We start from the raw sequence: 25,100 nt of genomic DNA on the forward strand, positions 1-25,100 counted from the left end.
CACCTCGTCAGGACAGGGACCAGGCGAGCTCGGGAACGTCGACGCGGTCGCCGCCGATCTCGCCCAGGCGCCGCAGCCCCTGGGTGAAGGCGAACAGGCCCTCGTTGCTCCACGACTCGTCCTGGGCGAGTTCGGCCAGGATCTCCCGGTCGCGTGCGGAGTACTGGAGCAGCCCGGCTGCCTCCCAGTTGGCCCGCACATCCCCGCCGAAGCGGTGCCAGAACTCCTCGTCCTCGATCACGATCAGGCTGGCGAACTCGTAGTTTCCCGACACCAGGTTCAACCCGAACCCGGTGCACTCCACCCGCAACCGCCCCGGCCGCTCGGTCAGCCACCGCATCGGCTCGGACAACCGACTCGGGTGCATCGGATCGGCGGCGCGTTGCGGGTTGACAGTGACGTCCACGTCCGCCCGGCCGAACAGCTCCTCCTCCAACTCGCGGAGCAGGGTCGCGCCGATGCGGGCGTCCGCTCGGTAGTCGGTCAGCGGGGCGTGGAAGCCCTTGGGGATCACCGAGAGCCGGCCTGCCGCGTTGACGACCTGGGCCGATCGCCGTTGCACCAGGAGGACGTAGTCGCCGGTGTCCCGGTAGGCGTCGGCCGGCCGGGCGATGGCGCACAGCGCGAGCGGCCCACCCGCGCACAACCGTCCCGCCACGTCCAGCACGGAGGCCATGTCCGGCAGCAACGCGCTGCGCAGCGGGAGGTTCGTCGGGGCGAGGTCCGCGCCGCTGGCCAGGGCGCGGGTGAGCTCGCCTTCCAGCAGGTCCATGGTCAGCGCGTACTCGGTGAAGGGCAGCAGCTCCACCTGGCCCGCGAGACGGGACGTGCTGACGTCGGCGTCGGTGAGCCGGTAGATCGGCAGGTCCGTCATCCGAACCCCGGTCGCGGTGGCTTCGGCCAGCCGCCGGACGGCGGCGTGCTCGTCCAGCGGCCTCGCCCCGCCCCGGCGGGCGGTCGCCAGCCGCACCCGGTCGCGATCGGGTGAGAACGGACATGACAGGTCCAGCCACTCAGGACGGGACACCACGCTCGTCCCGAGCCTCGCCCCGTCCACGCGCACGCCGTACAGGCCAGCGGTGTCCTCGGCGGACGTCGGGTAGTACCGGGCCAGCGCCCCCGCGATCACCGACCGGTCGGGTGTGGGAACCGAACGAGCCGGGACAGCATGGGACCGATCCTGACCTGCACCGACCGCGGTGTCCCTACTCGTTCCGGGACACCACCCGGCACGCTCGTCCAGCCAGTCACACGCCGAGTCGAGGGACCCCGGTTCCTCCGTCGGGACGGACGGGTCGACCGTGGCCGTCGTGGCGGGCGGCCCAGCCGGTTCGGCCCGCCACCGCCCGGCCTGCCTCTGGAAACCCGCGCGCTCGGTCGCCCGCTGTTCGCTCGCGTGGCGCAGGGCGGCCGCTCGGAACTGGAGGAACGCCTCCAGGAGGAGGCCGTCAGCCCTCACCGCGCGGTCCGCCGCCCGCCACACCCGCTCGTCCGCCCCGACCCGGCCCTTCTCCAGGTGCGCGATCGTGGTGCGGTCGCAGAACACCTGCCGCGCGACCTCGGCCTGGGTCAGGCCTGCGAGCTTGCGGGCGGTCGACAGCTTCTCGCCGAGTTCTCGCCGCAGGGCCTGGATTTCTTCGGCTTCTCGCGCCATGACCTTCCGCCTCCTGGTGCAGAGCACGACACCGGGCACTCAGGGTAGCCGGGCGAACGCGCGGGGAAGACTGCCCGCCGCCTCGGTTCCCACAGGGCGTCCTGGTTGCTGGCGAGCGAACGGCCCCGGTGCGGTCGTTCGCACCGAGGCCGTCGCTGGCAGAGATACGCCCGAGACGATGCGTTCGTGAGGCGGAACGCGGACCAAACTCGTCTCAGGCGCCAAGACCTGCCATCGCATCACCCCGCTCTCGCACGCCAGTTGCTCGACCCGGTCAGCCCACCGGCATCCCGGGAGTCCACAGCGCCCCCGCCCGACGCGTTGCCAGCCTCGGCGCGTGCGGGCTGTCCGGCGCGGGCAGGGACAGCAATTCGGCCACGACGGCGAGAAAACCGCCCTCCACGCTCCACACCACGTCGGACGGCACCGGCTCCAGGGAGGCGCGCATGCGCGCGGCCAGGCAGTCGTCCGGGCCGCTGATGTGGAGGTAGTCGGTGTGCGTTCCGCGTCGCCGTTCCCCGAACAGGGTCCGGGGGACGTAGTGATCCCCCGGCGCCAACCGGAACGCGAATCCTTGTCGCATCAAGGTGTTCAGCGCGGCGTCAACCTGTGCTGTCATGCCCGTCCCCGATCCCCATGCCGGCGGCGACGAACCCGGAGTCGCCACCCTCGGTACCGAACCCCCACCACGTCCCGAACCCGCTGGTTCCGAGTGACGAGCCACCCCGCGATCAGCAGTTCGGCGAGAACCGCTCCACGAAGCACAGCCCACACGGCTTCGTAGCCCGACATCCGCCACACGAGCTGGTGCCTGGGCGGCCGATCAGCGAGTTCACCGCGGAGCAGGGCGCCGCCCTCGGTGGTTTCCTGGCCGCCCTCCACGTGGTGGACCCCGTCGAGGCGGTGGCGCACGGGCTGTTCACCCGCCGGGCCACCCGACAAGAGCGTTCCGGTTTGCTGCTCCGCCTCACCTCCGAGGTAGTGCCGCTGTTGCCGACGGTGCACCGCCCGCGCGCCGAGCGGTTGTTGTCGGTCGTGGCCTCGTTACCCGCGGACCACGTGGTGCACGGTGACCTCGGCCCGGAGCACGTCCTCACGACCAACGGCGTGATCACGGGTGTCATCGACTTCGGGGACGTGCACCTGGGAGACCCGGCGATCGATCTCGCCTGGGCGTACCTGGTACGGGCCCTCGCTGGTCGAGGCACCGGACGTCCTGCTCGACCAGCTCGCCGCCGCCGGCCGCTGAGGAGCCGGCGCTCCGCCGGGACGGGGTCCCCGTGGCCGGGACGACGGTTCGTGGGTGGTGGCCTCGGTGGCCCGCCCCGCGTCGCCGTGGCCGAGTCCCCTCGGCTCGCGCACCGAACGCGGCCTCGAGACCCGCGGCACCCGGCCCCGCGCTCCCTCCCGCAGCCGGGCCTCCTGGTCGCGGTCGCCCGCGAGGACGGCGTGCCTCGCCGCCGACCCCTGGCGTGGCGGGTCAGAGGAGGCCGCCAGGTCGCGACGCCGTTCTCGGGACGGCGACGGGCGTGCTGGGTGGCTCCGCCGGGGGCACGGCCGGGGTCCAGCCGCCGGACGACGCCCCGGGGTGCCAGCCGTCGCGGACGCCCCCGGGGTCCGACGGCCCCGGAGCTTGCGCATCCACTCCATGCAGGTGGTCAGCAACACCCGGAGCGCCTGCTGTTGGCGGGGCTCCCGGCTGAGCCCCTGGAAGAGGTCCTCCAAGCCGTCGACCACGAAGATGGCGCTACGCCTTCGGGCCAGCTCCACCAGGTAGTCCTCGGCGGTGTCGGGCTCCGCCGGGATGCCCACCGAGCGGGCGAGGACGGTGAGCCAGATCCGCCGCCAGTCGTCGTCGGTCCGGTCCTCCTGCAACTTCTCGTCGATGAACTCCTTGGGGTCGCGCGCGGGAACCTCGACCTCGGCCCCCTCCACGCCGGCCAGCCGGTTCGCCGCCGAGCGGCGGATCTCGTCGATGTCCTGCCCGATGCGATCGCTGAGGTTCTGGGAGGACAGGACCGGAACGATGTCCGCGTCCAGCTCGATGTCCCGGACACCCAGGTCTGCGCCGAAGGGTCGACGACCTCACCGTCCTGGCCGACTACGTGCGGACCCGGACCTCGCCGTCGAACACCCGGTGACCCGCCCAGCCCGGGGCGGTAACGACGCCGGCGCTGGCGCACCCGGGGCCGTCCGCGCCCGGTCGGCCTCCCGACCTGGGGGCGCCCACGTCAGCGGGGAGTTCGAGCACGGTGGGGATGCCGGTCAGGCGGGACACCCAGTGCCGCGGAGAACCCTCGATCCGCTCCTCCGTCAACGTCTGGCGTCGCCAGGCGGCGAAGTCCGCGAACCGCGTCGGCGCGGCGGCAGGTCCGGTGACAGTCCGGCCCGGTGGGCGGTGTGGGCCTCGGCCGACCGAGGCGGCGAGCCCGGTGCCCCAACCCTGCCGTCGCCCGAGGAGGTGGGCAGGACCGACCGGTGGCGCACCTGGCCACGGTGGGTCCTCGACGGCCTCCCCGCGCCGGGCGGCCGGCCTCACCGATCAGACCGGGAAACGGGGGGCGTGCCCGGTGGGTGGTGCGAGAGCCGGGCGAGGTGGTGGGAGGTCGCGTAGGCGATCCACCACTCCGCCGTACCCACCGAGATCGAAGGATCGGTCCGGCAGCGGTGGAGGCACCGGTCGCCCCAGGAGAAGCGCGGTCCCGCGAAGTCCTGGTCCTCGACCACCTCCTCGGCGACCTCGCGGAAGTACTGTTCCATCGCGCCGCTCGGGACCACGAGCCCTTTCCTGCCCGGTATGCGGCGGGCGACGGTCAGCCGGTGTCGGCGCAGGCTGTAGTGCAGGTAGGGGTTCGGTTGAGCCCGAGGGGACGGCCCGGAAGGGGGTAGCGGCGCGGGGTGGACGGCGCCGTAGTCGCCGTACCGCAACGGGAACCCGAGCTCGGGGTGGACCTGCTCCCACAGGTCCACCCGGCAACCGCAACCCCGTCACCGCGTTCAACCGGTTCCGCAGCTCCACCGCCGTCAACGAGTCGAAACCCAGATCGCTGAAGGCGTGGTGCGGTTGGACGGCCGCTCCCGATGCGTGACCGAGGACGCCAGCGACCTGGTCACGGACCAGGTCGAGCACAACGGCGACCTGATCGGGTGCGGTCAACCCTGCCAGCCGGGCGGCGAGCCCAGGTCCGGATTCGGCGACTGCTCTCCGAACAGATGTCCGCACCAGCCCCCGCAGCATCGGGGGCACGCCCCCGGCCCCGACCTGGACCCGCAACCGGGGCAGGTCCAACACCAGCCGGCCCCCGCTCCCCACCCGCCCGACACGCATGGCACGCCCCCGGTCGGTGACGACGATCCCCCTGGCTGACGCGGGGTCCCGAGCAGTTCCTCGCCGCTCTCGCGGAGGTGACCCGTGTCTCCTCCGTGGAGAGCGAACGTCCTCGGCACACCCCGCCCCGCATCCCCCAGGTGATCCGCCCGGACGACCACGGGCACGCCGTCCGCTGGCCCAGGACGGTGATCACGCCACCGGTGGGATCGGGCAGCCGCTCCGCCCGTCGAGGTGCCCCTCCGCCAGTAGTGGGCGGTGGTGCGGGCGGCCTGGATGCCGTCCCGGAGCGCGGGTGAGGGGTCGGTCATCCCCCTCGCCCACGTCGCACCGGCACGAGGGTCAGGACACCGCGCGGCGCTTGAAACCGATGGTGCCCAGGACCACGAAGACCGCGGTCATCCCGACCAGCGCCACCGAGCACAGCCAGTACGGGATCGTCTGCACCGAGTTGTCCAGCAGGACGTCCCGCATGCCCTCGCTCGCGTAGGTCAGGGGGTTGAGGGCGCACACGAACTGGAACCACGGCAGGTGCGCGAGCCCGTGCCACGGGAACTGCGTCGCGCCGGTGAACATCAGCGGGGTCAACGTCGCGGTGAACACGATGTCGATCTTGGCTGGGGGGACGAAGGTGCCCATCACCATGCCCACGCCCGCCGCCGCGAGGGAGCACATCACCAGCATCAGGAAGGCGGGGAGCAGGCCAGCGGGATCCCAGGACACGCCGTCCAGGATCAGGAACCCGATCGGGATCATCACGACACCGGACATCAGTCCGCGCAGCGCGCCGAAGACGACCTTCTCCAGCGCGACGACGCTCATCGACACCGGCGCGAGCAGTCGGTCCTCGATCTCCTTGGTGAACGAGAAGTCCATGACCATCGGCATGGCCGTCGCCTGGAGCGCGCCGAGGAACCCGTTCAGCGCGATGACACCGGGGAACAACAGCTGGGCGAAGCCCGGGGCGATGAAGCCGAGGTCAGCGAGGACCTTGCCGAAGATGAACAACATCAGGAACGGCTGGAGCAGGGTCTTGACCAGGAACCCCGAGAGGTCCTTGCCCGTGACGTAGAAGTCCCTGCTCAGCAGTGCGCCGAACACGCGCAGCGCCGTGCCCAGCTCGGCGCGGTCGCGCCGCGGTGACTGTGGTGCCTGCGGCGGCACGTCGATGGCGGTCATCGGAGCTCCCGTCCGGTGAGGTGGAGAAACACGTCCTCCAGGCTCGGCTTGCTCACGGAGAGATCCGTGATGTCGCAGCCGATCCCCGCGAGGACCTTGAGCATGATCGGCACGACCACCGAGGAGTCCACCGAGGTGTACAACCGGAACTGGGTTCCGTTGGCACCGCCGGCGGTGGGGGCGGGGACCGGGAGCCACGGCGGAAGCGGGATTCCCGGCGGCGGTGCCGGCATGCCGGCGCTGATCTTCTCCACCCGTTCGACGTTGTCCAGCTCGGACAGCGCCGTCACGACGGCGTCCGCCTGGCTCTCGTCCGCGTTGATCGTCACCGTCAGGGTCGCGCTTCCCGGCAACGCGCTCGTCATCGCCGCCGGAGGGTCGATCTTGAGCATCTTGCCGTGGTCGACGATGCCGACCCGGTCGCACAGCTTGGTGGCCTCCTCCATGTCGTGCGTGGTGATCACGACGGTCACGCCCTCCTCCCGGAACCTGACGATCTCGTCGTGCACGAAGACGCGGGCCTGGGGGTCGAGGCCACTGGTCGGCTCGTCGAGGAACAGCACCTCGGGTTCGTGCATCAGGGCCCGCGCGATCATCACCCGCTGGGCCTGGCCACCGGACAGCTCCTCTGCCTTCGCCGTGGCGCGGTCCCGGAGGCCGACGCGCTCCAGGATCTCCTCCGCTCGCTGTTTGCGGACCGCGCGGCTCACGCCGTGGTACGCCGCGTGGTAGAGCAGGTTCTGCCGCACGTCGAGGGAGCGGTCGAGGTTGTTGTGCTGCGGGACGACGGCAAGTGCCCTGCGGGCCTTCCTCGCGTCCGTCGTCACGTCCCTCCCCGCCACGATGGCTTGTCCGGACGTGGCCACGACCCGGGTGGTGAGCACACCGATCGTCGTGGTCTTCCCGGCGCCGTTGGGTCCGAGCAGCCCGAACACCTCACCCCGGCGAACCGAGAAACTCAGTCCGTCGACCGCGGCCGGCATGCTGGGCACATACCGCTTGACGAGTTCGCTGACCACCACGGCGTCGCTCATGCGGCACATCGTCGGGGGTGCGGTCAACGGGGCAACACCCCTACAGCCGTCGCGGTACCGCAGTCTTCGACCACTAGGGGGCGCGGGGAACGCCCAGGGGTTGCCGGTCGTGCGTGGACCGACCTAGCGTTCGAGCGTCGTTGTGGAGTCCGGGAACACCCCTGTGGAGGTTCGGTGACGACTGAAGGCTCACCGCATCGCCTCACTGTGCTCGGTGCGGGCGTGATGGGCACCGGTATCACCGCGATGGCGGTCGGTCACGGCGTGCCCGTCGTGCTGGTGGACGTGGATGCGGACGCCCTCGCTCGTGCGCGCGCGGAGGTGTTGGGCAAGGTGCGGCACGCCCGGCTGATGGGCACCCTCCCCGAGGACCGCGCCGAAGGGGAGCTGGTCACCACCTCGTCGGTGGGCGCCGAGTGCTCGGACGCGACGGCGGTGGTCGAGGCGACCACGGAGATCCCGGAGATGAAGGCGAAGGCACTCGGGGAGATCGCCGCCGCGGTCCCCGAGGGGACCCCGTTGATCTCCACGACGTCGGGAATCCCGATCGACGAGATGGCCGACTGGGTGCCTCGGCCGGCGGATCTGGTCGGTACCCACTTCATGAACCCGGCCTACCTGATCAACACCGTCGAGATGATCCGAGGGCCCCGGACCGCCGAGAGCACGATGGCGCGGGCCACCGCTCTGCTGGAGGCCATGGCTCGGCGGGTCATCGTGGTCCGGGACGCGCCCGGCTTCGTCACGAGCCGGTTGCTGCATCCCATGATCAACTCGGCGGCCCGCGTCGTCGGCGAGGGCACCGCGACCGTCGAGGACGTCGACGAGTTGATGCGGGGATGTCTCGGCCACCCGGTCGGACCGCTGCGGACCGCCGACCTGATCGGGATCGACAACCTGGTGGACTCCCTCGTGGTGCTGCACGAGCGCACGGGCGACGAGAGCGCCCGCCCGTGCGAGCTCCTGGTGGCGAAGGTACGTGAGGGGAACCTCGGCCGTAAGACGGGCCGTGGCTTCTACGACTACGGAAGGGCTCTGTCATGATGGCTGACCACGCGGAGGTGACCGAGCGGACCGTGGTGGCCGAGCTGCTCACGTTCCTCGAGGAGCGGACCAAGTCCGCGGTCACCGAGGACCAGGACCTCTTCGCGACCGGTGCCGTGTCCTCGATGTTCGCCATGCAGCTGGTGGTGCACCTCGAGGAGGCGTACGACGTCACGATCGTCGGCGGCGACCTCAAGCAGGTCAACTTCCGCACCGTGCGGGCGATGGCGGAACTCGTGCTCCGCCTGCGCGAGGCCCAGGGCGTGACGGGCGGTGCCTGACGCCCTGACGAGCGCGCGGGACCTGGTCGGCACGCTCGTGGCCGACCGCGCCGACGCGTGGGACGCCGCGGGGCGGTTGCCGGAGGACCTTCTCCGGGACCTCGGCGGACGGGGTCTGCTGTGCGCCGAGGTGCCCGGCTCCTACGGTGGGCTCGGTGCCGGCAGCAGGGACAGCGGCGAGTTCACCGCGTACGTCGGCAGCCTCTGCGGTTCGCTGCGCAGCATCATGACCTCGCAGGGGATGGCGGCGTGGACGGTGCGACGGCTGGGTGACCAGGACCAGCGGGCGGCGTACCTGCCACGGCTGACCTCGGGCGAACTGGCGGCGGTCGGCTTCAGCGAACCTGACGCGGGCAGCGATCTTTCCGCGATGACGACGAGCGTGCGCGTCGAGGACGACGTGGTCGTCCTCGACGGCGAGAAGATGTGGGTGACGGGTGCGTGCTACGCCGACCTGTTGGTCGTCTTCGCCAGGTCTGAGGACGACGTCGTCGTGGTCGTGGTGCCCACCGCGACGCCCGGTGTCACCGTCGAGCGGATCCCGGATCCCCTGGGTTGCCGGGCGGCCGGGCACGCGAACGTGCGGTTCTCCTCGGTCCGGTTGCCGGCGTCGGCCGTGCTCGGCGGAACGGGTCTGTCGCTGCTCGCCACGACGGCGCTGGCCTACGGCCGGATCTCGGTCGCGTGGGGTTGTGTCGGCATCCTCAGAGCCTGCCTGAACGCGGCGGTGACCCACGCCCGGACCCGGGAGCAGTTCGGCAAGCCACTCGCGCGACACCAGCTGGTGGCACGGCACCTCGCCGAGTTGCTGGTGTCGGAGCAGGTCGCCACGCGGGCGTGCGAGCACGCGAGCGACCTGTGGGACGCGCGGTCCCCTGATCTCGTCACCGCGGTCGTGCTGGCCAAGCACGTCGCGGCCGGGCACGCGGCACGGGGTGCCGCGACGGCGACGCAGGTGCTCGCCTCGGCTGGTGCGGCGCACGGGCACGTGGTGGCCAGGGCGTACCGGGACGCCAAGTTGATGGAGATCATCGAGGGCAGCACCGAGATCTGCCAGTTGATCCTGGCGGAGCACGCCGTCGCGACGGTGGCGTGAGCCCGCCGGGGAAGGGTGTGGGAGGACTCGTGTCGCAGGAGCGGACGCCCCTGGTCAAGTGCCTGGTCTGGGATCTGGACAACACGCTGTGGCAGGGGACCCTGCTGGAGGACGACGAGGTGCGGCTGGCCCAGGCGGTGCGGACGGTGATCAGCACCCTGGACGAACGTGGCATCCTCCAGTCCGTCGCGAGCAAGAACGACCACGACCACGCATGGCGGCGGCTGGAGGAACTCGGTGTCGCCGAGTACTTCGTGCACCCGATGATCGGGTGGTCGGCCAAGTCCGGTTCGATCCGCGCCATCGCCGACGCGTTGTCCTTCGCGCACGGCACCATCGCGTTCGTCGACGACCAGCCCACTGAACGGGCGGAAGTGTCGTACCACCTCCCCGAGGTGCGGTGCTACTCGGCCGACCAGGTGATGACGCTCCTCGAACTCCCCGAGTTCTCCCCGGAGGTGGTGACGGTCGACGCGCGACGCAGGCGGCAGATGTACCAGGCGGGGCTGCGGCGCGTGGCCGAGCGGGAGACGTTCGAGGGCCCGGACGAGGAGTTCCTGCGGTCGCTCGAACTGGAGATGCGCATCGGGCGGGCAACGGCGGCGGAGCTGACGCGGGTGGAGGAGCTGACGCTGCGCACCAGCCAGATGAACGCGACCGGGGTGCACTACTCGGACGCCACGCTGCGCGAGCTGCTCGACTCACCGGACCACGAGGTGCTCGTGACCACCATGAGCGACCGTTTCGGTCCGCACGGAGCGGTCGGCGTGCTGCTGCTGCGCACCGACGCGGGGGTGTGGCGGCTCAGGCTCCTCGCGACCTCGTGCCGGGTCGTGTCCTTCGGAGCCGGCACCGCCATCCTGAACTGGTTGTCCGACCAGGCCGCCAGGGCGGGCGTCCACCTGGTCGCCGACTTCCGCCGCACGAGTCGGAACCGCATGATGGAGATCGCCTACCGGTTCGCCGGCTTCGAGGAGGAAGACTGCGCCTGCCTCGCGGCGATCGCGCCGGAGGACGACATCACGACGCTGCACCTCCGCCCCGGACGCACCGACCCGCCGACGACGATGCGACTCACCGCGCCCGACCTCAGCGGGCGCTGACCCCGGTCGACTTCCTGCGCGCGAGGGTGATCCCGTCCGCCATCATCAGCATCGACAGTTCGACCCGGTCGTCGTCCCGCAGGAACGCGTTGAACTCGCGGATCGCTTGGACCTCGGGGGACGTGGCAGCGGCGTCGATGACCTGCCCGGACAGGAGGGTGTTGTCGACGACGATCAACCCGCCCGGCCTGACCAGGGGGAGCGTCCGCTCGTAGTAGGTCAGGTAGTTGGTCTTGTCCGCGTCGATGAAGGCGAGGTCGACGCTGTCCGGCCCCAGTTCGGCGAGCAGGGCGGTGAGGGTGTCCGCGGCGTCGCCCACCCGCGGGTCGATGCGGTCGAGCACCCCCGCGCGCCGCCAGAACTCCGCTCCGATGGCGGGCCACTTGTCGCTGATGTCGCAGGTGACGACCCGACCTCCGGCCGGTAGGGCCCGCGCCATGCACAGGGTGCTGTACCCGGTGAAGGTGCCGATCTCGAGCACGGTCCGCGCCTCGCACAGGCCGACCAGCATCGCGAGGAACTGGCCTTCCTCCGCGAGTACCTGCATGGCCCGCCCGGCCGGGTACTGCGCGGTCTCCTCCCGCAGTTCACGGAGGACCTGGTCCTCGCGCAACGACACGGTCCGCACGTAGTCGGACAGTTCCGCCGTGAATTCGAGCTGATTCGCCACCAGGCGATAATAGGGTAGCCACGCGTTATCGCACCCGATTCCGGGAATCCTCCGACTGGCGGCCCCGCGCGAGTCCACTGCCCCCACTCGGAACGCGACGGGACAGGGGTTCTCCGCCACCAACAGGGGTTGTGGCGGCCAGGGCTCGTGCGCAGACTCGGTCCGCATCATCAGTTCGCCCGGCAGGTGCCGCGCATGGATGGGGTCGTACATGAAGACCAACGTGACGGACGTCCTCGGCGGCGAGTCCGTGTTGACTCTGTCCGATGCGGAACGCGCGGACCTCACCGAACTGGCGTCGTCGCTCGCCGCCGACGGTTCCCGGGAGGTTGACGACCCGAACTGGCTCGCCACCGCGCGGGAGCTGTGCTGCCAGCTTCCACCACGGCTGGCGTCGTCGCTGCGCCGCTTCACGTGGGACTCGGGTCCGGAAGCCTTCCTGCTGCTGCGTGGCCTTCCGGTGGATGAGACCACGCTCCCGCCCACCCCGACGGTCGCCGGATCGGTGCAGCGCGAGGCCAGCGTGCCGGCTTCCGCGCTCGTCCTGGTGGCGATGGCCATGGGCGAGCTGGTCGCGTTCGACAAGGAGAAGGCTGGCGCGCTCGTGCAGGACGTCGTCCCGGTGCACGGCATGGAGGAGTTCCAGGGCAACGCGGGGTCGGTCGTGTTGTCGATGCACGTCGAGAACGCCTTCCACGAGCACCGTCCGGACTACGTGGGCCTGATGTGCCTGCGCAACGACCACGACCGGGTCGCCGGTCTGCGCCTGTCGTCCGTGCGCAACGCGCTTCCGCTGCTGTCCGACGAGGTGCGGTCGGTGCTGCACGAGCCGAGGTACGTGACCGCCGCCCCACCGTCGTTCGACCTGCCGCCCGGCGCGGACGAACCGCACGGGATCCTCACCGGTAGCCCCGAGGACCCGAGCATCAAGGTCGACTTCCACGCGACGGTTCCGGGTGACGAGGTGGCGGCCGCCGCGATGTCCTCGTTGCGGAAGGCACTGGACTCGGTGTGCCGCACGTTGACCCTGGAGCCGGGTGATCTCGCGTTCGCCGACAACCGCCTCGTCCTGCACGGGCGGACCGCGTTCGAGCCGCGCTACGACGGCGCGGACCGCTGGTTGCAGCGGGTGTTCGTCCACCTCGACTTCCGCCGTTCGCGCCCGCTGCGGCGGGGCGGTGGGCACGTCATCACCGGCACCGACCGCTGAGCTGATGCTCCGTCGAACGAAGGGTTGCCCATGACGGGCTGGGATGGCGACGTGTACACCAGGCCGGTCGCCCCGATGGATACCTGGTTCCTGTTGTACCCCGACGCGGTCGCCGGGATCATCCAGGTCTTCGTGGAGGGGACCGGGACGATCGACCCGGACCGGCTGGCCGAGGCTGTCGAGGCCGCGTCCGAGGCGTGTCCCGGTACACGCCTCGTCCGCGAGGGCCGGACCTGGGTGGACAGCGGCGTGGCTCCCCCGCTGCGGGTCGTTGACGGGAGCCGGCTCGACAGGACCGCCTTCACCGGGATGCCGGTGCTGCACGACCGGATGCCCGAGACGGGACCGCCGTGCGAGGTGCTGCTGCTCACCGGGTCACCGACCACGGTCGTGTTCCGCGCCGACCACGCCGCGCTCGACGGCAAGGGCGTGCTGGTGTGGGTGGAGGACGTCTTCCGTGTGCTGCGCGGTGAGCGGCCACGCGGTGCGAGTTCGGAACTGACCGAGGCCGACGTCATCGCCGGTGCCCCTCCACCGTCGGGTACGGCGCTCGTCTCCGACCTGGAATGGCCCTCGGCGTTGGGTGCCGCTCCCCCGCACCGCACCGGCCTGTTCTGGCGGCGCCGCACGGTGGACGGCGCGCACCCCGCCCTGGTGGCCAAGATCGCGTCCGCCCTCACCCGGTACGTGGGGCGTCCGGTCGGCCGGTTCATGGTGCCGGTGGACCTGCGCAGGCACGCCCCGGACATCCGGTCGACCGGGAACCTGATCACCAACCTGCTCTACGAGGCGTCGGCCGAGGACGACTGGCACACGGCGCACGAGCGGCTGCTCACCCTGCTCGCGGGGAACGTGGACCTCCTCTCTGGCGTTGACCCGTCCCTGAGCCGGGTGCCGCTGGAGACAGCGCGGCCGCGGATCGCGGCGTTGGACGGCTTCTCGGCCAGGAGCAACCGCTACCCGGCGCTGGCGATGCTCTCGCACCTGGGCAGGATCGACCTGGCCGAGCTGAGCACCGACACGTTCCACGCGACCACCCTGTACCCGTTGCCCAGCTCCGGCCCGATCGGTCCACCGGAACTGAACTTCGTCGAGTGCGGCGGGCGGACGGAGATCACGATCGGCTGGCACGACTCGCCCGGAACGGCGCGGCGGGCGGAGGAACTGCTCGACGTCCTCGCGGACGTGTTGTCGCCCGGGAGGAACCGGACGTGGGCGGGCAACGACACCGATCGACCGTTGGCCAGGGAGGGAACGGTCGTCGAGCAGTTCCGCGCCCAGGTGGCCCGCACGCCGGACTCGGTGGTCCTGACCGGCCCTGAGGGTGAGATCAGCTACGCGGAACTCGACCGTCGCTCGGACGCCGTCGCCGCCGAACTGGTGGACCGGGGCTTGGGCCCCGATGCCCTGGTGGGTCTGCTCGCCGGGCGCACCGTGGCCGCGATGGCCGGGATCTGGGGCATCCTCAAGGCGGGTGCGGCCTACCTGCCCCTGGACCCCGGCCAGCCGGACGCGCGGCTCGCCGACCTCGTCACCGACGCCGGCGTCACCACCTGCCTGGCTGAACGGGAACACGCCGGGCGCACGGCTATTCCGGGCGAGTGCGCGGCGGTGGTCCTCGAGGACGTCGTCGCCTCGGGTCGTCGGGTGCCGGCGGCGCCGGTCGCTCCGGACGACCTCGCCTACGTCATCTACACCTCCGGATCGACCGGGCGCCCCAAGGGCGTGGAGATCCAGCACCGAGCGCTGAGCACCTTCGTCAGCTGGGCAACCCGGATCTACGAGGTCGGTCCGGACACGCGGTTCCCCCTGTTCTCCTCCCTCGCCTTCGACCTCTCGAACACCGCGATCTTCCTCCCGGTGCTCGCCGGCGGCTCCGTCGCGTTGGTTCCTGACGAGCTGGACCACCTGGTGCTGCGCGACGTGCTGGAGAACCTCGGTGCGACGGCCCTCAAGCTGACCCCGACGCACCTGGACCTCATCGGCCGGCTCGGGCTGCGCCCGACCGGCTTCCGCACCGTCATCGCCGGTGGTGAGCTGCTCCGGGGGCCGGTGGCGCGCCGCGCGCAGGAGACGTTCGGGGAAGGGTGCCGGATCTTCAACGAGTACGGCCCGACCGAGACCACGGTCGGCTGCATGACGTGGACCTTCGACCCGGATCGGGACGGTGGGGCCGTCTCGGTCCCGATCGGGGTCCCCACGGACAACACCCGGATCCACCTGCTCGACGCCGACCGCCGGTTCGTCGAACCCGGTGAGGTCGGTGAGATGTACCTGTCCGGCGCCCAGCTCGCGCGCGGTTACCGGGGTCGGCCGGACCTCGACCGCGAGCGGTTCGTGACCCTGGCCGACGGCACCCGCGCGTACCGCAGCGGGGACCTGGCACGGATGTTGCCCTCCGGCGTCCTGGAGTCGGCGGGCCGCGACGACGAGCAGCTGAAGATCAATGGTTACCGCATCGAGCCGGCGGAGGTGGCCAGGGCGCTCGAGGAGCACCCGTCCGTGACGCGGGCGTTCGCGGTCGGCAGGGCGCGGGGCGAGGACAGGAGCCTGTGCGCCTACGTCGTGCCCGGAGGTGGCGGTGAGGTGGACGTCGACGCGCTCACCGAGCACGTGCGCGCCCTGCTGCCCAGGTACATGGTGCCCTCGGTGATCTCGGTGGTACGGGAGATCCCCCGCACCGGTAACGGGAAGGTGGACGTCTCCCGGCTGCCGGACCCGTTCACCGGGGCGGCCGGTGAGCCGTCCGATGGGGAACGCCGCGACGAGGTCGAGGAGGCCGTCGCCACCATCTGGAGCACGACCTTGGCCGTTCCGGCGGACCGCATCGCTGGCGACGCGGACTTCCACCGGCTCGGGGGCGACTCCGCGGCGCTGTTGGCGATGTTGGCGACCGTGTCCCGCGAGGTGGTCGGGAAGGACCAGGAGCAGGAGTTCATGTCGCACCTGCCCACCATCGTCCGCCGCCCGACCCTGTCGTGGGTGTCCGAACTGGTACGGCGGAGTCGCCACACCCCGGTCTGATCCGGATCCGCAACCCGGCCAGCCGCGCGACCGCCGGGCCCGGTGCGCGAGCGACCATGACTGGTGCCCGATCGTCTGCCGCGTTCGTCCCCGACCGCTCGGATTCCCGGACCGGTGCGCGTCCTGGTTGGTGCTCGACGAGGTTGGCCGCGGCGCGGCGTCTCCCGGGGCACGTCGCGGTGCGCGCCTGGATCAGGCCAACCAACTCGACCCGCCGGCTCACCTCGCTCGGCGCGGACCGGAACGAGCGGTGGCACCCTGCCCACCTGTGGGCAGGATCTCGTGGCTGGGCACGCGCGTGCCGGTTCGTCGGTTCGCCTCACCGGTCGGTGCGGGGTCAGCTGGTGCCACCGACCGCGACGGGCCGAGCGCCGAACGGCTCGACACCCGGCCCGGGGTCGCGGTGCGCCGGGTCCCTCAGACCCCGCTCCTCATGCGCCGTTGCTGTTCCTCCAGGTCGGAGCGGACCTGGGCCCCGAGCCCTGGCGTGCCGCCCCGCCGGCTCGGAGGACGGATGTCGTACTTGGCGGCGATGACGAATCCGGTGGCGAGGATGCCCAGGCCGAGCACCATCATGCCGATGATCACGGGCCACTGGAGGTGATCCGGCATCCATAGCGCGAGGAACCACGACCGCACGTCGGAACCCACGAGTTTGAGGATCATCGGCACCACGCCCTGCGGCAGCAGTGGAATCCAGCACAGCACGAAGCAGGCCACCAGCGCGACGGTCGGCCAGCCGGCGCCGCTGGCCTGGGGCCGACCGTCGGCAGGGGACTGACCACTGGCTGGGGCCGCGGGCCTGGCGGTCGCGATCCGATGTCCGGACCGCATCAGCTGGAGCAGGGCTGCCCCACCACCGGCGAGCCGCCGGTGCGCGAGGCCACCGAGACCCCAGGTGTACAGCGCGCCGGTGGCGACGCCGACGAGCACGGCCAGCCAACTGAGCGCCGACGAGTCGACGGCGGAGGCGATCCACAGCGTGCCGAAGGTCGGCAGGGTCGAGAGCGCCATCAACCCGAGCACCGCGAGGACCTGCACGAAGTCGATCCGGTTGTCCCAGGCGCCGCTCCCCCGCTGTCGGGGGTCGGTCATGGGTACCGGGAACAGCACCGCCACGAGCACGACGGCCCCCGCACCGGCACCCAACACGCTCGCGGTGAGGGCCAGCGCCCACGGCCAGGCCCACGACAACCCTGACACCGCCGTGAAGACGACGGTCAGCACCAGCGCGATCGGCGCGACGATGACGAGCCAGGCCAGTTGCCGGCCACGCACGTCGGCGCGCTCACCCCGGGGTGTCACCATCGTCAGCCACAACGCGGTGCCGTCCGACGCGTACATGTTGGCGCTCACCGCCGCGACCCAGACGGCCACGATCACCCCGGTCCACGGCAGCAGCACGTCAGCACCGATCACCAGTGGGGTCACCGTCTGGAGGAGGCCGTAGAAGAGCGCGAAGTACAGGAAGTTCGTCCTCGTGACGTCCCGGAACCAGGTGCGCAGTTCCTTCGCCGCCACACCCGGCACCCGCCCGGTCCACCGGTCGAGCGGCCCCGGCTTCGACGGGGTGACCCTGCGAGTCCGCCGGCCCTGGGCGCGGCCCGAGGTGAGTTGCCTGCCGAGCAACGAGGCCAGCGCGGCCACCAGCAGGAGATCCGCGACGAGGAGCCCACCGAGACCCGCCATGACGAGCGCCCAGTCCCCGCGCCCAGCCGCGTCCACCGCGGTCAGCGCCCATCCCGACGGCAGGGCGTGCACCGTGACGGAGAAGCCCGCGGGGAAGCCGCTGGTGAAGGCGTTGCCGAGCGCCGGCGCGATCGCCCAGACGGTACCGCCCGCCGCCATCAGCACACCGGTGAACAGTCCCGACAGCGCCGCCCCGAGCTGCGAACGCACCACCTGCCCGCGGCCGGTGACGATCACCTTCGACACCAGGACCACGAGCACGAGCGTGAGCAGGAGCCCCGGCACGGCGACCAGGGCGGGGACGACACCGCTTCCGGCGCCGTGGACCACGAGCGCGACCAACGCCACCAGCGTCACGATCGGGCCGACTCCGACCGCCCCGGCGCTGACCAGGCCCACGGTGAGCACGCGTGGCCGGATCGGGAACAACGAGAGTTGGTCCGGCCGGAGTTCCGTTCCGCCGCTGCCGAACAGGATCGGTCCGAAGGCCCACCCGAAGAACCAGACGGCGAGCGCCGCGCCGAGCAGGTCACCGGAAACCGATGCGACGGGAGCCGTGATCCCCGCGATCCAGATGGTGCCAACGGCGGCGAGGAGACCCACGAGCGCGCCGAGGACGAGCTGGGCGGCCCGTTGTCCGGACAGGGAGCGGCGCAGCAGGGTCAGTTTCAGCCGGATCAGGTCGCCAACCACCGCAACCCCTCCGCTCCCGTGTCCTCTCCGCCGACCAACTCCATGAACCGCTGCTCCAGGCCGCCCGCTCCCACTTCGGACATGGGACCCGCGGAGAGCACCCGCCCGGCCGAGAGCACGGCGACGTGGTCGCACAACTGCTCGACGACGGCCATGACATGGCTGGAGAACAACACGGACCCACCGGAGTCGACGAACCTGCGCAGGATGGCCTTGACCGTGGCCGCCGACACCGGGTCCACGGCCTCCAGGGGCTCGTCCAGCACGAGCAGGCGGGGTCGGTGCAGCAGCGCGACGGCGAGGCCGATCTTCTTGCGCATACCCGTGGAGTAGTCGATCACGAGCGTCCGCTCGTCCCGGTCGAGTTCCAACACCGACAGCAACTCCGCGGATCGCTCGGACACCACCTCCGGCGCCATCCCGCGGATGCTGCCCGCGAACGCCAGCAGCTCGCCGCCGGTCAGCCGTTCCGGGAGGGCGAGGCCGTCGGGGAGCACCCCGAGTACCTCCTTGGCCGCGACGGGATCCGCCCAGACATCCGAGCCGAAGAGCGTGACGCTGCCGGCGTCCGGGCGGAGCAGCCCGACGGCCATCGACAACAGCGTGGTCTTTCCGGCGCCGTTGGGGCCGACGAGGCCGAAGAAACTGCCCGCCGGCACGACGAGCGACACGCCGTCCACCGCCGCCTTCGCGCCGAAATCCTTGCGCAGCTCGTCGATCCTGAGCGCCGCCGTCGCGGAGTCCGCTACCGCGGGGACTTGCACGGATTCTGGATTCGGCACAACTGGCCCCCTTTCCGCGGCAGTCGCCGCGCGCACATCCTATCGAACCGTGATCGGACGACCGCGCGGGGGAGCAATCAGCACCACCACGCACCAAAAACCCCGCAAGAACTCGGCGAATACCCCTGCGCCACCCCCTACAACATTCCCGAAATCACTTCTGTTGACCGCGAACCGGTGCATTGCTAACGTGCCCAACCGGAACCCGGTGAAGAATAAACCGAACGCCAGGCACCCGAACCCGAACCGAGTTCCCCTGATTCCGCCGCCGTTTTCCTCCCGGCTGGCGGAAATCCGCGCACCCCGTGTTCGGAATATCTGGCGTCCACCCAGGAATGAGGTACCGACATGCGTTCCACGAGCAGGAGCGGGCGGGTCGTGGGCGTCGCGACGGCGGTCGCGGCGCTTGGCCTGCCCTTCGCCGGTACGGCCCTCGCGTCCGACGACGCGGTCGCGGCGGAGCCGGCCGTCACCGTCGCGCCGGCCACGGGTCTGCCGGCCAGTGGCGAGGTCGACGTCGAGGTGAGCGGTTTCACCCCTGGTGAGACCGTCAGCGTGACCCAGTGCGGTGGTGATGTCGAGACCGGGGACATCCTCTGCCGGGTGGACGACGCTCCGACGGTGTCCCTCGACGAGGACGGGGCGGCCAGCACGCCGCTGACCGTTACCTCCACTTTCGAGGGTCTCGACCTCGTGACCGGCGAAACGATGACGATCGACTGCGGGACCTTCGACGGCGGTTGCCACGTGGGTGTCGCCCAGACTGAGGGTCTGTTGTTCGCGAGCGCACCGATCTCCTTCGACTGATCCGCACCGCGAAGGACGCGGGTCGCGCCGCGACGGTGTTCCTCCCCGTACCGGGAAGTCATTCCGCACCACCGTTCACCCCCTCACCAGCCCCGCTCGGAAAGCCAGTGCCGAATTCCGGAGGCGACCTGGGGGGCATGCGTGCCGAGCATACTGAAATGGTCGCCAGGCACGTCGATCTCGGAGTGGGGAAACTCCCACGACGAACGCCACGAACCGTCGTCGGCCCACTCGCCGAGTGGTGTGTCCGCTCTGGCGAGCAGGGTCGGCACGGGAATGTCGGCCGCCTGCCAGTCGTCGAGCAGGGGGATGTAGCCGGCCCAGGCGGTGATGCGGTGGTCGTCCATCGGGGTGTAGGCACCGTCCGGCGCGGCCATGCCGCTGAACAGTTCCGGCAACCACTTGGCCAGTACCGGGCTACCGACCGGGTAGCTGTCGAGGAGCACGAGCGCCACCGGGGGCCGACCCCGCTCGGCCAGCGCCGCGGCCAGCGAGTTGGCCATCATCGCGCCGGCGGAGTGACCGGCGAGGACGAACGGTGCCGGCCCGAGGGTGTCGAGCACCGTCTCGACGTGCGTCCGGATCAGCACGTCGAACGTGTCGGGCATCAGCTGGCCCGGCGCGAACCCGGGATGTTGCAGGGCGTAGACGTCCCGGTCACCCCGGAAGCCGGCCGCGAGGCGGGCGTACTCGTGGAACCCCGATCCCATCGCCACCGTGCAGCAGCAGACGAGGCTCGGGCGGGTCCCCCCTTCCGCGAGGCGCATGATGCTCGGCGGACCGGCCAGTTCGGCCGGATCGCGGTAGGTCGGCCGATAGGTGGCGAGTTCCAGCAGCAGTTTCGAGTAGGTGTCCGGCCGGCCGCTGGTCATGCTGTGCTGGAACAGGGCGCCGAGGATGCCGTCCGAGACCGGCGCGGTGGCCTCGGCGACCGGCTCCGCGTCCCCGTCGGTGGTGACGAGGGTCGTGAGGTGCCGTGCGAGGGCGGTGGGGCTCGGGTGGTCGAACAGCAGCGTCGCGGACAGGGCGGTGCCGACGGCGGCGCGGAGACCGTCGCGCAGCTCGACCGCGGTCAACGAGTCGAAGCCCTGCTCCAGGAAAGCGCGCTCCGGGTCGACCGCGTCGGCTGAGGGGTGCCCGAGGACGGCCGCGACGTGCTCGCGGACCAGCTCGAGCAACACCCGGTGCCGTTCGGCGGGGGTGGCACCAGCGAGCCGCCCCGTGAGCTCCGCGTGTTCGGCCCCCGCGTCGCCACGAGCAGGTCGTTCCTCCCGGGCGTCGGCGGGGTCGACCAGGTCGAGGAGCAGCGGGCTCTGCCGCACGGAGGTGAAGGAGGCCGCGAACCGGTCCCAGTCCACGTCCGCCACCGCGACGCTCGTGTCGTCGTTGTCCAGGGCGTGACCCAGCGCGTCCAGCGCCGCGTCCGGTGCCGGCATCCGCAGCCCGCGCCGTTCCAGCTGGGTTCTCAGCGCGGTGGAGCGCTCGCCGCCGTCCTCCCACGGCAGTCCCGCGAGCGCCGTACCAGCCAGTCCCCTGGACCTGCGGCGTCGGATGAGGGCGTCGAGGCTGGCTCCGGCAGCGGCCTGCGCGGCGAAACCACCGCTCCCCCAGGTCGCCGCGGTCGAGGTGAGGACCACGAAGGTCGTCTCGGGTGCGTCGAGGACGACGTCGAGGGCCGTCGCCAGGTCCACCTCCTCACGCACGGCCGCGTCCACCACCTCGCCGCTGGTGTTCGCCAGGGGGCTGCCCGGGTCGGAAGTGGTGGTCAGGTGAACGGCCCCGGACACCGCGTGCCCCTGGTCGCGGAGCCGGGTGAGGAGCGCCCCGGGGTCGGCTGGGACGTCGAGCACGGTCACCGGGGCGCCCGTCGGAACGGGGCCGGCCCCGACGTCGACCGTCGCCGCCAGCTGCCCGGTCGTCGCCGTGGTCCGGCGCAGGAGGACGACGTGTTCGGCACCCCGCTCGGTGAGCCAGCGCGCGACCGACGGGCCACGCGTGGCGGTGTCACCGGTGACCAGGACCGTGCCGGTGGTCCGCCATGAGGTGCTGGCGCGACGGGCGCCGAGGGCCGCGGGCACCAGCCGTCGCGCGAACACCCCCTGGGCCCGGACCGCGAGCTGGTCCTCGCCGTTGGGCTCCGCCAGCACGCTGACGAGCCGAGCGTCGGATTCCGGGGTGGGGGCCACCGGGACGTCGACCAGCCCACCCCACCGGTCCGGGTGTTCCAGGGCCGCGACGATCCCGACCCCCCAGAGCGCGGCCTCGCCGCCGGGTGCCGGGTCGCCGGGCGCGGCCTCGACCGCACCGCGCGTGACACACCAGAGCGGCACCTCCGTGCCCGACTCGATCAGGGCCCGCAGCGTCTCGACCAGGTCCCGCACCGCGCCGCCCACGAGGACCACTCCCGTGAGGTGATCCGATGCTGCGAGTTCGTCGACGACCCGTTCCGGCTGGGTGGCCCGGACCGCCGCTCCGTGGGCGCGCAGCACCTCGCGGACCCGGTCGCCGGTGTCCGGCGACACCACCAGCCAGGTGCCGGTCACCTGGTCCGGGCGGACGTCGAGCGAGGGTGCCCAGTCGATCCGGTGCCGGTAGCGGTCGACGCGGGCGCGGCGGCGGTCGCGGTCGCGGTAGGCGGCGAGGTGGGGCAGGAGCCGCCGAACGGCATCGTCCTCCTCGGAGGGCACGTCGAGCTCCTCGGTCACTGCGGCCGGGTCGCCCGATTCGACGGCGGCCCAGAGCGCGGTACCGGCCGTGGCATCCTCCTCGGCCGCCGGGGGCGCTTCGAGTGCGACCTGTTCGGACCAGAACCGCTGGCGTCGGAAGGCGTACGTGGGCAGGTCGACGCGGCGGGCGCCGGCGAGGATCCCGCTCCAGTCCACGTCCGCGCCGTGCACGTGCGCGTGCGCGAGGGACTGGGTGAACCGACCGGTGTCGTCGTCCCCCCGGCGGAGGGTCGGGTGCGTGGTGGCGGTGCTCCCCACGTCCTCGATGATGTCCGCCAGGCTCATCGCGAGCACCGGGTGCGGACTGACCTCGACGAACCGGGGGTGCCTGTCGACGAGCGCCGCGCGCGCTCCCCCGTCGAAGTCGACGGTGGACCGCAGGCTCCGGTACCAGTAAGCCGCATCCAGTTCCACGGTGTCGATGCGGCCGCCGGTGACCGAGGAGTAGAAGGGGACGGCGGATGAGGTGGGCGTGATCCCGCTGAGGGAGTCCACGATCTCCGCGCGCAGGCCCTCGACGTGGTGCGAGTGGGAGGCGTAGTCGACCGGGATCCGCTTCGCGCGAACCCCCTCGGCCTCGCAGGCGGCGAGGAGCTCGTCCACCGCCCCGCTGTCCCCGGAGACGACGACGTGCCGGGGCCCGTTGACCGCCGCGATCCCGAGGCGATCGGACCAAGGGCTGATGCGCTCCCTGGCGCGGGGTTCCGCTTCGGGCAGCGACACCATCCCACCCTGCCCGGCCAGCGCCAGCAGCGCGCGGCTGCGCAGCGCCACCACCTGGGCGCCGTCGGACAGGGACAGCGCGCCCGCCACGCAGGCGGCGGCGATCTCGCCCTGCGAGTGCCCGAGCACGGCGGCGGGCTCGACCCCGCAGGCCCGCCACAGGCCGGAGAGCGACACCATCACCGCCCACAGGGCGGGCTGCACGACGTCGACCCGATCGAGCTCGGGGGCGCCGGGCACCTGCCCGATGACGTCGGTCACCGACCAGTCCACCCACGGGGCGAGCGCCCGGTCGCAGGCCCTCAGCTCGTCGGCGAAGGCGGGCGAGCGGGCCAGCAACCCGGCTGCCATGCCCGACCACTGCGCGCCCTGCCCGGGGAACACGAAGACTGGTCGTCCCCGTTCGCCGGCCGCGGCGGCGACGACGCCCGGTTCGGGCCGGCCCTCCGCGATCGCCGCCAACCCCGACAGCAGCGCCTCCCGGTCCTCGGCCACCACGGCGGCCCGGTGTTCCAGCGCGGCGCGGGTGTGGGCGAGCGACCACCCGACGTCCTCCACGGCCAGTTCGGGGCGGTCGCTGACCCAGGAACGCAGCCGGTTCGCCTGCGCCCGGAGGGCGGCCGGTGTCCGTCCGGAGAGCAGCCAGGGCACGGCGGGACCAGCGACGACGGGGTCGGTGTCCGGTTGGTGGGCCGGCTGAGCCGGCTCGGGTGCCTGCTCCAGCACCAGGTGCGCGTTGGTACCGCTCATGCCGAACGCGGAGACCGCGGCTCTCCTCGGCCGGCTCGTCGCCGGCCAGTCCCGTTGGGTGGTGAGCAGCCGGACGGCACCCGTGGACCAGTCGACGGTCGATGATGGGGAGTCGACGTGCAGGGTCCTCGGGAGCACGGCGTGCCGTAGCGCCTGGATCATCTTGATGACGCCCGCGACGCCCGCCGCGGCCTGGGTGTGGCCGATGTTCGATTTGATCGAGCCGAGCCACAGCGGTTCGGTGCGTTCGGCGCCGTAGGTGGCCAGCAGCGCCCGCGCCTCGATGGGGTCGCCGAGCGAGGTGCCGGTCCCATGGGCCTCGACGACGTCGACCTCGGCGGGGGCGAGTCCCGCGTCCGCGAGCGCCTGCCGGATGACGCGGCGTTGGGATGGACCGTTCGGTGCTGTCAGACCGTTGGAGGCGCCGTCGGAGTTCACCGAGGAGCCGCGGATCACGGCCAGGACCTGGTGGCCGTTGCGTCGCGCCTCGGACAGCCGCTCCAGCAGGACGAGGCCGACGCCCTCGCTCCACCCGGTGCCGTCGGCGGATTCGGCGAAGGACTTGCAGCGGCCGTCGGCCGCGAGCCCGCCCTGCCTGCCGAACTCGACGAACGCCGCCGGGTTGGCCATCACGGTGACGCCACCCGCGATGGCGAGGGAGCACTCGCCGCGACGCAGGCCCTGGGCGGCGACGTGCAGTGCCACCAGGGACGACGAGCACGCGGTGTCGATGGTCATCGCCGGGCCGACGAGGCCGAGGCAGTAGGAGATCCGCCCGGCGAGGACGCTGTTGGCGGTGCCGGTGACGACGAATCCGTCGCTGTCACCGGTGCCGACCGTGGCCGCGCTGTAGCCGGAGGGCGACGCGCCCACGTACACCCCGGTCCTGCTCTCCCGTTGGGAACGCGGGTCGATCCCGGCGCGTTCGAACACCTCCCAGGACGCCTCCAGCAACAGGCGCTGTTGGGGGTCCATCACCACCGCCTCGCGTGGCGAGATCCCGAAGACGGAAGGATCGAAGAGGTCGGCGTCGTGCAGGAAACCCCCGTGCGGGGTGACGTCCTGGCCGCCGAACCACGTCTCCCAGCCCCGGCCGGCCGGGTAGGGGGTGATCGCGTCGGTGCCGTCCAGGACCAGCCGCCACAGGTCCTCCGGGGACTGGGCTCCCCCGGGATACCGGCAACTCATCCCGACCACGGCGACGGGCTCGGTCCACGCAGACCGGAGCCGCTGGTTCTGCTTGCGCAGGCGGTCGTTCTCGATGAGCGATGATCGCAGTGCCTCGACCACCTGCTCGGTGCCGTCCG

General features: G+C 71.7%; 16 protein-coding genes and 2 pseudogenes. 8 read left to right on the forward strand and 10 right to left on the reverse strand.

The window, feature by feature from the left end:
* Positions 1–7: 7 nt before the first annotated feature.
* Together C1701_RS25660 and C1701_RS25665 are read right to left on the reverse strand one after the other, a co-directional pair.
* The gene (locus C1701_RS25660) at positions 8–1,654 is read right to left on the reverse strand and encodes a helix-turn-helix transcriptional regulator (protein WP_103056804.1); all 1,647 of its coding nucleotides are present in this window, start codon (positions 1,652–1,654) and stop codon (positions 8–10) included.
* 274 nt (positions 1,655–1,928) lie between these two features.
* Positions 1,929–2,273 (reverse strand): hypothetical protein, encoded by a 345-nt coding sequence (locus C1701_RS25665; RefSeq protein ID WP_030106819.1) that lies wholly within the window; start codon positions 2,271–2,273, stop codon positions 1,929–1,931.
* A gap of 17 nt (positions 2,274–2,290) precedes the next feature.
* Between C1701_RS25665 and C1701_RS27945 the strand changes: the two genes are divergently transcribed.
* Entirely contained in the window at positions 2,291–3,817 is a 1,527-nt protein-coding gene (locus C1701_RS27945) for a phosphotransferase (protein ID WP_337661977.1), read from the forward strand.
* A 372-nt stretch (positions 3,818–4,189) separates the two neighbouring features.
* Here C1701_RS27945 and C1701_RS25680 read toward each other — a convergent pair whose 3' ends face one another.
* The 4 genes and pseudogenes from C1701_RS25680 to C1701_RS25695 all read right to left on the reverse strand — a co-directional run bounded on the left by C1701_RS25680 (position 4,190) and on the right by C1701_RS25695 (position 7,195).
* Positions 4,190–4,624, reverse strand: a complete 435-nt coding sequence (locus C1701_RS25680; RefSeq protein ID WP_103056805.1) for a beta family protein — start codon at positions 4,622–4,624, stop codon at positions 4,190–4,192.
* A gap of 61 nt (positions 4,625–4,685) precedes the next feature.
* Positions 4,686–4,982: pseudogene (locus tag C1701_RS25685) on the reverse strand (acyl carrier protein); the annotation flags it as partial.
* 342 nt (positions 4,983–5,324) lie between these two features.
* On the reverse strand, positions 5,325–6,161 hold the full coding sequence (locus tag C1701_RS25690; protein ID WP_081715295.1) for an ABC transporter permease: 837 nt from the start codon (positions 6,159–6,161) through the stop codon (positions 5,325–5,327).
* The gene (locus tag C1701_RS25695; protein WP_030106893.1) at positions 6,158–7,195 is read right to left on the reverse strand and encodes an ABC transporter ATP-binding protein; all 1,038 of its coding nucleotides are present in this window, start codon (positions 7,193–7,195) and stop codon (positions 6,158–6,160) included. Before C1701_RS25695 ends, C1701_RS25690 begins: the two co-directional genes overlap by 4 nt.
* A gap of 174 nt (positions 7,196–7,369) precedes the next feature.
* On the opposite strand from C1701_RS25695, the gene C1701_RS25700 reads away from it, so the two are divergent.
* From C1701_RS25700 to C1701_RS25715, 4 genes are read left to right on the forward strand one after another with little or no spacing between them, the layout of a single operon-like run.
* Entirely contained in the window at positions 7,370–8,239 is an 870-nt protein-coding gene (locus C1701_RS25700; RefSeq protein ID WP_103056806.1) for a 3-hydroxyacyl-CoA dehydrogenase family protein, read from the forward strand.
* Positions 8,236–8,520 (forward strand): acyl carrier protein, encoded by a 285-nt coding sequence (locus tag C1701_RS25705; RefSeq protein ID WP_026417937.1) that lies wholly within the window; start codon positions 8,236–8,238, stop codon positions 8,518–8,520. The genes C1701_RS25700 and C1701_RS25705 overlap by 4 nt, the downstream gene beginning before the upstream one ends.
* Positions 8,513–9,616 (forward strand): acyl-CoA dehydrogenase family protein, encoded by a 1,104-nt coding sequence (locus C1701_RS25710; protein ID WP_026417936.1) that lies wholly within the window; start codon positions 8,513–8,515, stop codon positions 9,614–9,616. Before C1701_RS25705 ends, C1701_RS25710 begins: the two co-directional genes overlap by 8 nt.
* 29 nt (positions 9,617–9,645) lie before the next feature.
* On the forward strand, positions 9,646–10,719 hold the full coding sequence (locus tag C1701_RS25715) for an HAD-IIIC family phosphatase (protein ID WP_030106896.1): 1,074 nt from the start codon (positions 9,646–9,648) through the stop codon (positions 10,717–10,719).
* On the opposite strand, the gene C1701_RS25720 is transcribed toward C1701_RS25715, so the two are convergent.
* Positions 10,706–11,389, reverse strand: coding sequence for an O-methyltransferase (locus C1701_RS25720; RefSeq protein ID WP_026417934.1), 684 nt, complete (start codon positions 11,387–11,389; stop codon positions 10,706–10,708). The two genes, C1701_RS25715 and C1701_RS25720, sit on opposite strands and share 14 nt — an antisense overlap.
* Positions 11,390–11,588: 199 nt before the next feature.
* On the opposite strand from C1701_RS25720, the gene C1701_RS25725 reads away from it, so the two are divergent.
* The gene (locus tag C1701_RS25725; protein ID WP_211256659.1) at positions 11,589–12,599 is read left to right on the forward strand and encodes a TauD/TfdA family dioxygenase; all 1,011 of its coding nucleotides are present in this window, start codon (positions 11,589–11,591) and stop codon (positions 12,597–12,599) included.
* A 30-nt stretch (positions 12,600–12,629) separates the two neighbouring features.
* Positions 12,630–15,623 carry a non-ribosomal peptide synthetase gene (locus tag C1701_RS25730; protein ID WP_103056807.1) on the forward strand — a complete coding sequence of 998 codons (2,994 nt, stop codon included), beginning with the start codon at positions 12,630–12,632 and terminating at the stop codon, positions 15,621–15,623.
* A gap of 417 nt (positions 15,624–16,040) precedes the next feature.
* Here C1701_RS25730 and C1701_RS25735 read toward each other — a convergent pair whose 3' ends face one another.
* Positions 16,041–18,005, reverse strand: a complete 1,965-nt coding sequence (locus C1701_RS25735; protein ID WP_103056808.1) for a hypothetical protein — start codon at positions 18,003–18,005, stop codon at positions 16,041–16,043.
* Positions 17,990–18,769 carry an ABC transporter ATP-binding protein gene (locus C1701_RS25740; RefSeq protein ID WP_035291605.1) on the reverse strand — a complete coding sequence of 260 codons (780 nt, stop codon included), beginning with the start codon at positions 18,767–18,769 and terminating at the stop codon, positions 17,990–17,992. Before C1701_RS25740 ends, C1701_RS25735 begins: the two co-directional genes overlap by 16 nt.
* 366 nt (positions 18,770–19,135) lie before the next feature.
* Between C1701_RS25740 and C1701_RS25745 the strand changes: the two genes are divergently transcribed.
* Positions 19,136–19,594: an enediyne antibiotic chromoprotein gene (locus C1701_RS25745; RefSeq protein WP_035275784.1), complete on the forward strand. Its 459-nt coding sequence runs from the start codon at positions 19,136–19,138 to the stop codon at positions 19,592–19,594.
* A gap of 83 nt (positions 19,595–19,677) precedes the next feature.
* Here the strand turns inward: C1701_RS25745 and C1701_RS25750 are convergent.
* Positions 19,678–25,071 (reverse strand): annotated as a pseudogene (locus tag C1701_RS25750) (type I polyketide synthase); the annotation flags it as partial.
* Positions 25,072–25,100 lie beyond the last annotated feature (29 nt).

The sequence above is a fragment of the Actinoalloteichus sp. AHMU CJ021 genome, assembly GCF_002895405.1.
Taxonomy (GTDB): Bacteria; Actinomycetota; Actinomycetes; order Mycobacteriales; family Pseudonocardiaceae; genus Actinoalloteichus_B; species Actinoalloteichus_B caeruleus.

Bases quoted from the DNA above. Each gene is read 5' to 3' on its own strand.
- C1701_RS25665 (WP_030106819.1), bottom strand. From the start codon at position 2,273: ATGACAGCACAGGTTGACGCCGCGCTGAACACCTTGATGCGACAAGGA.
- C1701_RS25660 (WP_103056804.1), bottom strand. From the start codon at position 1,654: ATGGCGCGAGAAGCCGAAGAAATCCAGGCCCTGCGGCGAGAACTCGGC.
- C1701_RS25730 (WP_103056807.1), top strand. From the start codon at position 12,630: ATGACGGGCTGGGATGGCGACGTGTACACCAGGCCGGTCGCCCCGATG.
- C1701_RS25690 (WP_081715295.1), bottom strand. From the start codon at position 6,161: ATGACCGCCATCGACGTGCCGCCGCAGGCACCACAGTCACCGCGGCGC.
- C1701_RS25745 (WP_035275784.1), top strand. From the start codon at position 19,136: ATGCGTTCCACGAGCAGGAGCGGGCGGGTCGTGGGCGTCGCGACGGCG.
- C1701_RS25725 (WP_211256659.1), top strand. From the start codon at position 11,589: ATGGGGTCGTACATGAAGACCAACGTGACGGACGTCCTCGGCGGCGAG.
- C1701_RS27945 (WP_337661977.1), top strand. From the start codon at position 2,291: ATGCCGGCGGCGACGAACCCGGAGTCGCCACCCTCGGTACCGAACCCC.
- C1701_RS25695 (WP_030106893.1), bottom strand. From the start codon at position 7,195: ATGAGCGACGCCGTGGTGGTCAGCGAACTCGTCAAGCGGTATGTGCCC.
- C1701_RS25705 (WP_026417937.1), top strand. From the start codon at position 8,236: ATGATGGCTGACCACGCGGAGGTGACCGAGCGGACCGTGGTGGCCGAG.